Here is a 13,468-nt window from a genome sequence, read left to right on the forward strand (position 1 = left end):
CGCGATGGCTGTTTTTTTGTTATTTTTCTCGAAGTTCTTTTCCCATGCCTTTTAAAAACTGAAGGCCGAAGCCGACGGCTCTGTTGATGTCAGGGTCGTTCATTGCTTTTAACAGGTCGAGAACCCCGACTTTCTTGTCTTCTTTTAAAAAGCTTTGTGCCTGTTCAGTCCCAGCCATTACGCTTTCTAAAAGCTTTGCTGTAAACTCAGGGTCGGCTTTTGTCAATGCGCCTCCGGCGGCCATCATCGTGTTGATGAGGTTGGTGACAGGCTCACGGGAAACCTGGCCAAGCGCAATCTTGGCAATGTCTTCCTTCGCTCTGAGCATGCTTGTTGCCGCGTCAAAAATTCCTAGATCATTGAGTTCATTCATTAACGTCATCGTTTTAGAGACGGCGTCCTCGTTTTCCGCCAGCAGCTCTTTCAGTTCTTCTATTTTTTCAAGCTTCATTTGCTCGGCTGTTTTTGTTTCTTTTTTGATCGTCGTAATGGGAGTGGCCATTCGTTTTCCTCCTATCGGTTAATCAGTCAGTCAGATGGACATAGCCCGGGCGGTTCCATTTTCTTTCTGCTTCGACTCCATTTTGCGGGTGCCGTTTTTTGTTGCGCGGATTTGTTTTTGGAAGCGGCGCTGTTTCACAGCCGCCAAGCACTTCCATCCGGACCTTTGTCTGTTTATAAGCAGGCGTGTTCGTCCGTTTATCAGCTGCAGGCCCCGTCAAGAAGTTAATCGCTGACTCCTTATCAGTTGAGTTCATTGGCAGATAGAGTTCATTTTTCCGTACCCGATCTGTGATCAGCGCGTTCAATTTGACTGCTCCGAACGGAGAAACGAGGCGTACAAGCGAACCGTCACAAACACCTCGCTCTTGTGCAAGCTCAGGTGAGATCTCAACGAATACATTCGGCACTTTAGCTTGGATGCCTTTCGATTTATTTGTCATGTTCCCTTCGTGGAAATGCTCCAGCATCCGGCCATTATTGATATGAAGATCATATTCCTCTGGAAATGCCGCTGGCTCAGTCCAATCAGAAAGGGCAAAGCGGGCTTTTTTGTCAGGGAAATTAAATCCGTCTTCATACAGAAGCGGTGTGCTTTCACCTGTGAAGCTGCCCCATAGGAAGCTGTTCCAGCCTTCTAGCACCTCATAGCTTGCTTTGGCAAACAGAGGAGAAAGACTCGCCATTTCAGAGAAAATGTCACTTGGATGGCTGTAATTCCAATTCGCTCCTAAACGGTTTGCGACCTCTTGAATAATCCACCAGTCCGGCTTTGCGTCACCAAGCGTCGGAAGCGCCTGATACAATCGCTGCACACGGCGTTCTGTGTTGGTGAATGTTCCGTCTTTTTCAAGTGAAGGAGTGGCCGGCAAGACGACATCCGCATATTGAGCTGTTCTTGACAGGAAGATGTCCTGTACCACGAAGAAATCAAGGCTAGATAAAATATCATGCACATGGTTCGCGTTTGAATCGACCAATGCCATATCCTCACCGACAAGATACATGGCCTTCATTTTGCCTTCTTCAATGGCATGAAGCATTTGAATATTATCTAAACCAGGCTTTCCATCAATCTCAACACCATATGCCTCTTCAAATTTAGCGCGGGCTTTGTCATCTGTAATATGCTGATATCCCGGCAGCCAGCCAGGCAATGTTCCCATATCACAAGCGCCTTGCACGTTATTGTGTCCGCGCAGAGGATAAGCGCCTGCACCCGGACGGCGATAGTTGCCCGTAGCGAGAAGCAGGTTTGATATGGCTGCTGATGTATCAGAACCGCCTGTATTTTGTGTGACACCCATTCCCCAAAGGACACAAGTGCCGTCAGCATCACGGATCATTTCAGCGATTTGAATGATGTTTTCTTTTGAAAGGCCTGTGATGCGTTCTGCATAATCAAGCGTATACGTTTTAAGGGTTTCTTTATAATCTTCAAAGTAATTGACGTTCTCATCAATAAACGCCTGATCGTGCCAGCCTTGGTCGATCATATATTTCGTAACAGCCATCAGCCAAACTTGGTCTGTGCCTTGTTTAGGGCTGATGAACAGATCAGATCGCTCAGCCATCTCATTTTTACGCAGGTCGGCAACAATCAGTTTTTGACCGTGAAGCTTGTGTGCCCGTTTGACGCGTGTTGCAAGCACCGGATGTCCTTCCGCCGGATTGGCGCCGACGATGATGACGAGACCGGCTTTGGCGATATCTTTAATCGTGCCGGCGTCACCGCCCATACCGACAGTGCGGAACAATCCGTCTGTGGCAGGAGACTGACAGTAGCGTGAACAGTTATCGACGTTGTTTGTTTCAAATACCTGACGCGCTAGCTTTTGAATGACGTAGTTTTCTTCATTCGTAATTTTAGATGAAGAGATAAACCCGACAGAGCCTTTACCGTACTGCTCTTTAATTGATCCTAATCTGCTTGCGACAAGATCAAGGGCCTCTTCCCAAGAAGATTCCACAAAAGCTCCGTTTTTACGGATTAAAGGCTTTGTGATCCGCTCCTCAGAATTGACGAAATCCCAGCCGAATTTCCCTTTGACACATGTGGAAATCGCGTTAACCGGAGCATCAGAAACAGGCTGGATCTTTAGAATATCCCGGCCTTTTGTCCATACTTCAAAAGAACATCCGACACCGCAGAACGTACATACAGTTTTTGTTTTTTTCGTTCTCGTTTCTCGCATTGCCGCTTCAACTTCCGAAATGGCAAAAATGCTGCCATATCCCGGTTCAACGTTTTTCACGAGGTCAATCATCGGCTCCATAACGTCCTCTTTAATGCCTGTCATAAAGCCAGCCTGCCCGAGCATTGATTTTTCCATCAGTGCATTACATGGACATACTGTGACACACTGACCGCAGCTGACACAAGAAGATTCATTGATCGGAACTCCCTCATCCCAAATCACGCGAGGGCGTTCGCGTTCCCAATCGATTGAGAGTGTTTCATTTACCTGAAGGTTTTGACAGACTTCAACACACTGGCCGCAGGCAATACATTGGTTTGGATCATAGCGATAAAAAGGATGAGACATATCAACCGCGCAAGAAGGATCTTCTTTTGGCGTATATGGGTATTTTTGATGCTCAATCCCCATCATTTCCGCTGTATTATGCAGCGTACAGTTCCCATTGTTGTTATCGCAAACCGTACAATACAGCAAATGGTTTTCAAGAAGGCGGTCCATCGCCTCGGTTTGCGCTTCTTTCACTCGATTTCCCGAAAGATCAATTGACATTCCGTTTTCTGCGACCGTCGCGCATGAACGAACCAGCTTGCCATTTGCTTCTACAATGCAAGTATCACAAGTTTGAATCGGATCAACCTCTGGTACGTGGCAAATCTGCGGGTATTCAATTCCGTTTTCATTTAAAATGTCTAAAATTGTGGCCCCTGCTCGTGCTTGAATTTCTGTTCCGTCTACACGGATACTGATCGACTTACCGTCCATCATATTCATATTCCCCTCCATCTTTCTTTCAAGAAGTCAAAAAAAGCCATGTATAGATACACCTGTCCTTAATTCTAAGAAGGTGTAAACACACATGGCGGAATAGTTCACTAGCAAGTCTTACTAACAGACCAATCCTTGATTTTTATAAAACGATAGACTCATAACAAGATCCTATTACAAATCCATCAACACTGCTTTTATTATAAAGTGATATTTATTATAATACAATATGGCAGGAAAATTTTAACCAAGTGAAATGTCCTAAGGGGAACCGGGAAAAGCCTTTATAAGGCAATATCGGAAGGGGTAATCAGCATGTCTAAAAAAATTCACGAATTCAATGATATCATTCGAAAGCTTCGCAAAGAATTGTTCGGAAAAGGGCCTGAGCGAATTCATACTGTATTTGTAGAAAACATGGCAGTTTCAACGCTATACGGAAATCTGAGTGCAAGCGAGCAGTTTATCGCCCGTACGCCTGAAGGAAGAGAGATGGTGCATGCGGCTCGGACAAGCCTGATTCAAGACCTTTATTCCAAACAAACGCCAGAAGGGATGGAGGAACTTATGGGAGCTAAGCTAGTCCATTTGTTTTCTGATATTAAAATTGAGGAAAACATCGCTGTATCTGTATTTGTTTTTGACCGAAAAATAGATGATCAAAAAGAAGCTGTGCAAAGCTAGCATATTTGCCATTGACACAAATTTGTCACATTTGATATGATGTTGCTACAGTTATAGAAGGCTAAAGCAATGGAATGTATGCACGAACTGTATATATTCTCTTTCAATATCTTACATACTGCTTGATATTGTTGTATGGGTATGCATACAAGTTAGGCAGCATTCAAACGCCTGGTTTGACACAGGTTATTTGAGTGCTGCCTTTTTTATTGCCTTTCTTGCATAACTGTTAGAAAAGAAGAAGTATGGAGGCGTTTTATTATGGCTTTTCGAAAACCGGATGAAATAGCGGAAGCAGCAATAGAAGCAGGGATGAAAAAAATAAAGCTCTCGCTGCCGTCACTGCTTGTGCTGGGGTTTTTAGGCGGTGCATTTATCGCACTTGGGTATTTGCTTGATATCAGGGTGATCGGTGATCTTCCGAAAGAATGGGGGAGCCTGTCCAGTTTGATCGGTGCAGCAGTATTTCCAGTCGGTCTAATCCTTGTCGTTCTCGCTGGCGCTGAACTGATCACAGGAAATATGATGTCAGTTGCGATGGCGTTATTTTCGAGAAAAATATCAGTAAAAGAGTTGGCGATTAACTGGGGAATCGTCACAGTTATGAACTTAATCGGCGCATTGTTTGTTGCGTACTTTTTTGGGCATTTGGTTGGATTGACTGAAACAGGTCCTTATTTAGAAAAAACGGTTGCCGTTGCCCAAGGAAAACTCGATATGAGCTTTGGAAAGGTTCTCATTTCCGGCATCGGCTGTAACTGGCTTGTATGTCTTGCAGTGTGGCTTTCTTTCGGCGCCCAAGACGCAGCAGGTAAAATCCTTGGCATCTGGTTCCCAATTATGGCTTTTGTGGCTATCGGATTTCAGCACGTTGTCGCCAACATGTTTGTGATCCCTGCTGCCATTTTTGCAGGCTCGTTCACGTGGGGGCAGTTTATCGGAAACATTATTCCTGCTTTTATCGGCAATGTCATCGGCGGAGCTGTATTTGTCGGACTCATTTATTTTATTGCATATCATAAGAAAGACCGCTCCAGAAAAGAAATGAAGCAGGTATCATGAGCAACGGGCAAATCCATTCGATGATTTGCACAATTTCAGTCCATTTTTAGAAAAAGATGTTTACAAAATGGAATTTGGTGGATATACTTACAAAGTAAGAAAAAAGAGCAAAGGAGGCTGAACCAAAATGACAATGAGACAACGACGTCAACCTGTACGTGATACACAAGGAAAAGTTCATGGTTTATTCAGCCTGTGGAAGAGTTCGTGTCCTTCCTTAACCGATGCTTATCGCACGCATTAAATTCGGAATAGTCGGACATACGCAACTCCCCGCAGGCAGTAGAGGCATTGGTGTCTTCTTTTGTCTGCGGTTTTTATTTGCCCGCGGCAGAAGGATTGATGCTGCGGGCTATTTCGCTTGGTGCGGACTTTGAAAGGGGGTGAGCATATGACGATTAACCTATTCTTTTTAACGTTAACGATAAAAAAACGGTTTAAGAGCCTGGAAGAATTCGAACGAGAACAGCAGATTGAGCAGATTTATGATGAAATGAAGGAGTCTCAGTTAAAGCATCTTTATTTAACAAACTGGCGCTAAAAGCAATAAAAAAACTGAAGGGGGAATGGCATATGCTTAGAATGGAATTATTGATGCATTATACAATGGAGAAGGACCAAGTTTAGCGAAACAGCTGTCAAGAAAATGCGCGCCTGCATATAGTAAATCAACGTTATTATGAGGCAGGTGATGGCATCATGAACGATGATCAAAAAAGGCTGCCGTCGATTGGCCATGGTTATGCGTCCATGCCGCATTCCTTCAAACATGGCTATGGAAATCCGTTCCGACAGCAGAGGCTGATGGCAATGCAGCAGCAAAGGCTGTATGTATTCCCTTATCATTGGCATTAGAAAGAGGGCAGAAAACATTTTGTTTTCTGCTTTTTTTGCGGGAAAAATGAAAAAGTTTAGTTCTATCGAAACGTTTTTAGACACATTGCCGTCTAGTTGGTACCTTCCTTCCCTTTTAGAAAAGAAGATGATGTTTATTTTTCGAATATAATAAATAAACACAGGAAACCAAAAGCAGGTGTTTAAAATGCTAGAAAATAGACTCTATAAACGATCGAATCTTTGGAAATTATTTTCTCGGAAATATAAGCAAATTAAAACCATTGAGCATATGATGATTGACTCTATAGATATACAAGGAAATGACAGAATTTTAGAAATTGGAATTGGAAATGGCACTGTTTTTAAAAGCATAGCCAAGAAACTAGACAAGGGAAGCTTAAAAAGCATCGATCCTTCAAAGCGAAAGGTAAGACAGATATCCCGTGCGAATCGAAAAAACATGGGGAAAGGGGAGGTTTTTCATGGCTTTCCAGAGAACCTTCCCTTTGATGACCGTATCTTTAATAAAGTGTTTTCTTTACATACGGTTCAGAGCTGCACCGATATTAGGCTTGCATTAAGAGAAATTTACAGGGTGCTTCAAATTGATGGCCGGTGTTACATCAGTATTGATACAAATACCGCTGAAAAAGAGAAAACGTATATTCAACTGTTGAAAGACCAGCATTTCAGGGAACTTTCTGTCATCAGGCGTGATTCCTGTCTATGTATTGTGGCTGTTAAATAAAAAATTTCTCGGGAAATATATCCAAGATCCTTACATTAGGGATTGGGTATATTTTCTTAATTTTTTATTTTTTGCATATACTTTATATTAAAAAAAGTTTTTTTCATATAAACTTATAACAGAAGAAAGAACAAAGAGGTGATATCAGATAGGGCAGATATTATTTATGAACAAAAGGAATGAATATTCATTCCGCAAACGAATCGGAGGTTGCATTACATGTTATCCGCATCCAGCAGTAAATACGACATGATTATGAAAGCGTCTGTCTCGCTTTTTACAGAAAGGGGTTTTGACGCTACGACTATTCCTATGATAGCTGAACGTGCTCATGTGGGGACAGGGACGATCTATCGTTATTTTGACAGCAAAGAAACACTCGTCAACGTACTGTTTCAAGAAAGCATTCAGCGATTTACAGAAAAGCTGAAGCAAGACATTTCGGAACTGCCGGTCAGAGAAGGCTTCCATCACGTATTTAGCTGTCTCGTTCAGTTTACGAAAGAGAGTGACTATGCGCTTTTTTTTCTTGAAACTAAAAAAGACGCTCATTACTTAAATCATACAAGCAAAAAAATGATAGAAAATCTGACTCAAATGCTTGATGACTATTTTAATAAGGGAAAAGCGGAAGGCGTGATTCGCAGCCTGCCCTCTAATGTGTTAATTGCGATTGTATTAGGGGCGTTTCTCAAGTTATATCAGCTCGTCCAAACAGGTGATATAGAGATGGACACTGGTTTAATTACTGAATTGGAACAGTGCTGCTGGGATGCCATTAAGCTTCAATCATCACAAAAATAGGAAAGGGAGATGTCAATGAAACAGGCAAGCGCAATACCTCAGCCCAAAACATACGGACCTTTAAAAAATCTTCCGCATCTGGAAAAAGAACAGCTTTCTCAATCCTTATGGCGGTTAGCTGATGAATTGGGACCAATTTTCCGTTTTGATTTTCCGGGAGTATCCAGTGTTTTTGTCTCAGGCCACAATCTTGTGACTGAAGTGTGTGATGAAAGCCGCTTTGACAAGAACCTTGGCAAAGGTTTGCTAAAGGTGCGCGAGTTCGGCGGAGATGGCTTATTTACAAGCTGGACGCACGAACCGAACTGGCAAAAAGCCCACCGCATTTTGCTGCCAAGTTTTAGCCAAAAAGCGATGAAAGGCTATCATTCTATGATGCTGGATATCGCAACCCAGCTTATACAAAAATGGAGCCGCCTTAACCCCAATGAAGAAATTGACGTAGCGGACGATATGACGCGTCTGACGCTTGATACGATTGGGTTATGCGGGTTTAACTATCGATTCAACAGCTTTTACCGTGATTCGCAGCATCCGTTTATCACCAGCATGCTCCGTGCCTTAAAAGAGGCGATGAATCAATCGAAAAGACTGGGCCTGCAAGATAAAATGATGGTGAAAACGAAACTGCAGTTCCAAAAAGATATAGAAGTCATGAACTCCCTTGTCGATAGAATGATAGCGGAGCGAAAGGCGAATCCGGATGAAAACATTAAGGATCTCTTGTCTCTCATGCTTTATGCCAAAGATCCAGTAACGGGTGAAACGCTGGATGACGAAAACATAAGGTATCAAATCATCACATTTTTAATAGCTGGACATGAGACAACAAGCGGTTTGCTTTCCTTTGCGATTTATTGTCTGCTTACACATCCGGAAAAACTGAAAAAAGCTCAGGAGGAAGCGGATCGCGTGCTAACGGATGACACGCCTGAATATAAACAAATCCAGCAGCTCAAATACATTCGGATGGTGTTAAACGAAACCCTGAGACTGTATCCAACAGCTCCGGCTTTTTCTCTATATGCGAAGGAGGACACTGTTCTAGGCGGGGAATATCCGATCAGCAAAGGGCAGCCTGTCACCATTTTAATTCCGAAGCTGCACCGGGACCAAAACGCTTGGGGAGCGGATGCGGAAGATTTCCGTCCGGAACGGTTTGAAGATCCTTCAAGTATCCCTCATCATGCGTATAAGCCGTTTGGAAACGGCCAGCGCGCTTGTATCGGCATGCAGTTTGCTCTTCAAGAAGCGACAATGGTTCTCGGTCTTGTATTAAAGCATTTTGATTTGATAAATCATAATGGCTATGAACTAAAAATCAAAGAAGCATTAACAATCAAGCCGGATGATTTTAAAATTACTGTGAAACCGCGGAAAACAGTGGCAATCAATGTACAGCGAAGAGAACAGGCAGACATCAAAACAGAAACAAAGCCAAAAGAAACCCAACCTAAACACGGCACACCTTTACTCGTTCTTTACGGTTCAAACCTTGGGACAGCTGAGGGAATAGCCGGTGAACTGGCCGCTCAAGGCCGCCAGATGGGCTTTACAGCTGAAACGGCTCCGCTTGATGATTATATCGGCAAGCTCCCTGAAGAAGGGGCAGTCGTCATTGTAACAGCTTCTTATAATGGGGCTCCGCCTGATAATGCCGCCGGCTTTGTAGAGTGGCTGAAAGAGCTTGAGGAAGGCCGATTGAAAGGCGTTTCCTATGCGGTATTCGGCTGCGGAAACCGAAGCTGGGCCAGCACGTATCAGCGGATTCCACGCCTGATTGATGACATGATGAAAGCAAAGGGGGCAACGCGTTTAACAGCGATTGGGGAAGGTGATGCGGCCGATGATTTTGAAAGCCATCGCGAGTCTTGGGAAAACCGCTTCTGGAAGGAAACGCTGGACGCATTTGATATTAACGAAATCGCCCAGAAAGAAGACAGGCCTTCATTGTCGATTACTTTTCTCAGTGAAGCGACGGAAACGCCGGTTGCCAAAGCATATGGCGCGTTTGAAGGGATTGTATTAGAGAATCGAGAGCTCCAGTCAGCTGACAGTACGCGTTCGACCCGCCATATTGAATTGGAAATTCCGGTGGGGAAAACATATAAAGAAGGCGATCATATCGGAATCCTTCCGAAGAACAGCAGGGAGCTTGTTCAGCGGGTTCTCAGCCGATTCGGTTTGCAGTCCAATCATGTAATACAAATAAGCGGAAGCGCTCATATGGCTCACCTGCCGATGGACCGGCCGATTAAAGTAGCGGATTTACTGTCGTCCTATGTAGAGCTGCAGGAACCGGCTTCAAGGCTTCAGCTTCGCGAGCTGGCTTCTTATACAGTCTGCCCGCCGCATCAAAAAGAACTGGAACAGCTCGTTTCAGATGATGGCACTTACAAAGAGCAGGTGCTTGCAAAACGTCTTACCATGCTTGATCTTTTAGAAGATTATCCTGCCTGCGAAATACCGTTTGAACGGTTTTTAGCACTTTTGCCATCACTAAAACCGAGATACTATTCCATTTCTAGTTCACCGAAAGCCCATGCAAATATCGTGAGCATGACGGTAGGAGTTGTGAAAGCCTCAGCATGGAGCGGCCGAGGTGAATACCGGGGTGTCGCCTCTACTTATTTAGCAGACCTGAATAGAGGTGATGCAGCAGCCTGCTTCATTCGTACGCCGCAGTCCGGATTCCAGATGCCGGATGACCCTGAAACGCCTATGATTATGGTTGGTCCGGGTACAGGAATTGCGCCATTCAGGGGCTTTATTCAGGCTAGATCTGTTTTGAATAAGGAAGGAAGCACGCTTGGTGAAGCACTTTTATACTTCGGCTGCCGGCGCCCAGATCATGACGATCTTTACAGAGAAGAGCTGGATCAAGCGGAACAGGAAGGTTTGGTCACAATCCGCCGATGCTACTCACGCGTCGAAAACGAATCAAAAGGATATGTCCAGCACTTGCTCAAGCAAGATTCACAGAAATTGATGACACTCATTGAAAAAGGCGCTCATATTTACGTATGCGGTGATGGATCGCAAATGGCTCCTGACGTAGAGAAAACTTTGCGATGGGCATATGAAACTGAAAAAGGGGCAAGTCAGGAAGAATCCGCCGATTGGCTGCAAAAGCTGCAAGACCAAAAACGTTATGTAAAAGACGTTTGGACAGGAAATTAATAAAAAATAAAATCCCGCCAATCTGATTGGCGGGATTGCTTTGCATGTAAGAAAACCGGCACGATAATGAAATCTACTGAAAAGGATGTTATAGGGAGTATCGCGCCGGCCTTATTATTCATATCGTCATACAGAGGCAAAAGTTTAGTTCTTTTTACCTTATTTTTAAAAATAAATAGTCTAAAAGTCTTGTTTTTGATTTTTGACTCAGGCTTTCGGCATTTTTTTCTTTCTTATTCCTTAAGATCAGTCATCTGTTGAAGATTGATGCTTGAATTGCCGTTCTACATGTTTACGGTAATGAAAGTCATGAATCAGCCGAATGGTCGGCCTGATTAACAGCAGCAAGCTTCCGACCGCAAACAGCCATATCCCTGCAGACTTTAACTGGTCATAGAAAAAGAAAAAGCTTCCAACGAGAAACAAAGCACCGATGATAAAATCGTTTACTGTATAAAGAATCTTATATCGTTTTTTGAAAAAAAGCTCATATCGTTTCAGCTCTTTTTGGATATCATGTTCTTCATTTCCTTTCATTATCATCCCTCCATTCAATTTTGGCTTACCCTTACGTAAACGGCATGTAAACATAAGGGCTGCCTTGCTGAAAGAAGACATAATCAACGATCAGAAACTAAAGTAAAAAAGTGATCCGTATAGGATCTCTTTTTTACGATTTCATCGCCTGAACAATAAGAGCAGTCAAAGCTTTTGCCCCTTTAGGAACCAAGTGAACACCATCAGGGGTAAAATATTCCGGATGCTGAAGGGCTTCTGTATGCCAGTCAACTAACGTAACATTTTGATGTGCGCTTGCCTGGTGCTGTAAAGATTCATTAACCTTGCTTTCCCATTGGCGGGGAACCCGTGTATTGACGAGATAGATATGGGCTTTTGAGAAAGATTGAAGCAGTTGTTCGATTTGGCTGTTTGTAAAGTAGCCATTGGTTCCAAGCTCAATGATGACAGCCTTGTTGGACTGATTAAAAGACTTGTATTCCTTTGCGAGTTCCAAAGCTTGAGACATTTGTCTTCCCACCTTTCCATCAATCGTCACATTTGAAAGTGACTGATGCAGGTGTGAAGAAATATCAAGCATGACGGAATCGCCTATAGCTAACACTTCTTTCGCAGTGTCTGCGGGTTCTTTCGACTGTTGAGATTGCGTGTCTTTCTTTTTATGAGTCTCTTGCCCATTATTTTTATTTTCCTTTTGTCCTTGCTTGGAGCCTGGTGTTTTTTGTTCAGGATTGTGTTTTTTATCTGCTGCAGCATCCTTTTTATCCCCAGAAGCTTGGCTGGTGTCAGCATTTGTTTCTTGTGAGCTATAGGTCCATTTAGTAGGGTGCTTTTGCTCTCCGGCCAATCCAGACAGCCCTCCTGCAAAAATAAGTATAGTGAAAATGACGAAACCAATTGACATTTTGCTAATAACAGATGTCGTTTTCCATTCCTTGATTCTATGTATCAAAACACCGCTGAAAAATGTTCTAAATCCCTGTGTCCGTATCGGCTTCTCAATAAAATGATAGGAAAGCTCGGCAAGTATACATGTCACAATAATCTTTAGCACGATATGCCAAAAAACAGGATTTCCGATTTCTTGAACTGGTGTGCTCAACACAATAACAGGGTAGTGCCAAAGATAAATACCGTAAGACCTTGTTCCAAGCCACCGAAGCGGCCTCCATGAAAGGAGCTTGCCTAAAAAGCTGCTCGGATGGCAAACACATGCGATAAGAATTGCAGCAGTGATGCTAATGAATAGCATTCCGCCTCTGTAAAGAAAAGGTTCGTATTCATCTGTGAAATAGACACATAACATTAAAATACAAAATGCCGAAAATTCAGTGGCGTGCAAAGTGTGCTTCAGTTTGCTTGGCAGCCTGTTGGAAGACAGCCTTTTCATCGGCCATACCAAAGCCAAGGCGCATCCGATGAGAAGGTCAAACGAACGAGTGTCTGTGCCATAGTAGACGCGGCTCGGATCTCCGCCAGGTTCATACAGTATGCTCATCATCATGGCTGAACAAAGCGCAAGCAACGATATTACCGCAGCCAATCTGGCACGGCTTTTCAATATGTACATTCCAAAAACGAAAAACATTGGCCATATGATATAAAATTGTTCTTCAATCGCCAGCGACCAAAGGTTTTTTAGAGGTGATGGGGAACCGAAACTATCAAAATATGATAGCTTGTGAAAAATAAACCACCAATTGCTCATATAAAAGAGAGAAGAGATCGCATCCCCGCGTACAGTGTGCAATAGTTCCCGGTCAAACAATACGACCCAAACAACAGTGGAAAAGATCATAAGGTAAGCCGCTGGCAGAAGCCGCCGAATGCGGCGCACCCAAAAGTCCCGAAAATCAAGATTGATATCATTTCCATATGCCGGCAATAGAATGGAGGTAATCAAATATCCGGATAAAACAAAAAAGATATCAACTCCGATAAAGCCTCCGTTAGCCCAATTGAAATTTAGGTGATAAGCGATAACGGACAGGACGGCAAAAGCCCGAAGGCCATCAAGTCCAGGGATGTATCGATGATGCTGTGTCTTGTGATACATGGGTATTCCTCCAATAGTATGCAAATATTCTCGTTTGTTTTTGATAGCGAGGTTACGACCTCAAATAGAAAAGAGAGAAAACATCCATAATCTAAAATGGATGTTTTTTTA

11 protein-coding genes are annotated in these 13,468 nt (G+C 43.4%); 7 read left to right on the forward strand and 4 right to left on the reverse strand.

The window, feature by feature from the left end; translation table 11 throughout:
* Window positions 1-19: 19 nt before the first annotated feature.
* Window positions 20-502, reverse strand: a complete 483-nt coding sequence (locus ACQXR1_RS04300) for a DUF1641 domain-containing protein (protein ID WP_069839593.1) — start codon at window positions 500-502, stop codon at window positions 20-22.
* A gap of 22 nt (window positions 503-524) precedes the next feature.
* Window positions 525-3,467 (reverse strand): formate dehydrogenase subunit alpha, encoded by a 2,943-nt coding sequence (fdhF, locus tag ACQXR1_RS04305; RefSeq protein ID WP_103749985.1) that lies wholly within the window; start codon window positions 3,465-3,467, stop codon window positions 525-527.
* Between the two features lie 315 nt (window positions 3,468-3,782).
* Here fdhF and ACQXR1_RS04310 point away from each other — a divergent pair, with 315 nt between their 5' ends.
* The 7 genes from ACQXR1_RS04310 to cypB all read left to right on the forward strand — a co-directional run bounded on the left by ACQXR1_RS04310 (window position 3,783) and on the right by cypB (window position 10,782).
* Entirely contained in the window at window positions 3,783-4,151 is a 369-nt protein-coding gene (locus tag ACQXR1_RS04310; RefSeq protein WP_014664781.1) for a DUF2294 domain-containing protein, read from the forward strand.
* Window positions 4,152-4,412: 261 nt separating this feature from the next.
* Entirely contained in the window at window positions 4,413-5,213 is an 801-nt protein-coding gene (locus ACQXR1_RS04315) for a formate/nitrite transporter family protein (RefSeq protein ID WP_069149959.1), read from the forward strand.
* Between the two features lie 391 nt (window positions 5,214-5,604).
* The gene (locus ACQXR1_RS04320; protein WP_004399102.1) at window positions 5,605-5,754 is read left to right on the forward strand and encodes a YrzI family small protein; all 150 of its coding nucleotides are present in this window, start codon (window positions 5,605-5,607) and stop codon (window positions 5,752-5,754) included.
* A 155-nt stretch (window positions 5,755-5,909) separates the two neighbouring features.
* Entirely contained in the window at window positions 5,910-6,068 is a 159-nt protein-coding gene (locus tag ACQXR1_RS04325; protein WP_134975278.1) for a hypothetical protein, read from the forward strand.
* A 187-nt stretch (window positions 6,069-6,255) separates the two neighbouring features.
* Window positions 6,256-6,798: a class I SAM-dependent methyltransferase gene (locus ACQXR1_RS04330; protein WP_134975279.1), complete on the forward strand. Its 543-nt coding sequence runs from the start codon at window positions 6,256-6,258 to the stop codon at window positions 6,796-6,798.
* Between the two features lie 219 nt (window positions 6,799-7,017).
* Window positions 7,018-7,602, forward strand: coding sequence for a transcriptional regulator FatR (gene fatR / locus ACQXR1_RS04335; protein ID WP_071581504.1), 585 nt, complete (start codon window positions 7,018-7,020; stop codon window positions 7,600-7,602).
* Between the two features lie 15 nt (window positions 7,603-7,617).
* On the forward strand, window positions 7,618-10,782 hold the full coding sequence (gene cypB / locus ACQXR1_RS04340) for a bifunctional cytochrome P450/NADPH--P450 reductase CypB (RefSeq protein ID WP_430771782.1): 3,165 nt from the start codon (window positions 7,618-7,620) through the stop codon (window positions 10,780-10,782).
* 246 nt (window positions 10,783-11,028) lie between these two features.
* On the opposite strand, the gene ACQXR1_RS04345 is transcribed toward cypB, so the two are convergent.
* Both ACQXR1_RS04345 and oatA read right to left on the reverse strand, forming a co-directional pair.
* Complete coding sequence (locus ACQXR1_RS04345) at window positions 11,029-11,319, reverse strand: YrhK family protein (RefSeq protein WP_040082329.1); 291 nt, start codon at window positions 11,317-11,319, stop codon at window positions 11,029-11,031.
* Window positions 11,320-11,452: 133 nt separating this feature from the next.
* Window positions 11,453-13,357: a peptidoglycan O-acetyltransferase OatA gene (gene oatA, locus ACQXR1_RS04350; protein ID WP_243572184.1), complete on the reverse strand. Its 1,905-nt coding sequence runs from the start codon at window positions 13,355-13,357 to the stop codon at window positions 11,453-11,455.
* Between the last annotated feature and the right edge of the window lie 111 nt (window positions 13,358-13,468).

Source organism: Bacillus sp. ATD (assembly GCF_050585765.1).
Classification (GTDB): domain Bacteria; phylum Bacillota; class Bacilli; order Bacillales; family Bacillaceae; genus Bacillus; species Bacillus stercoris.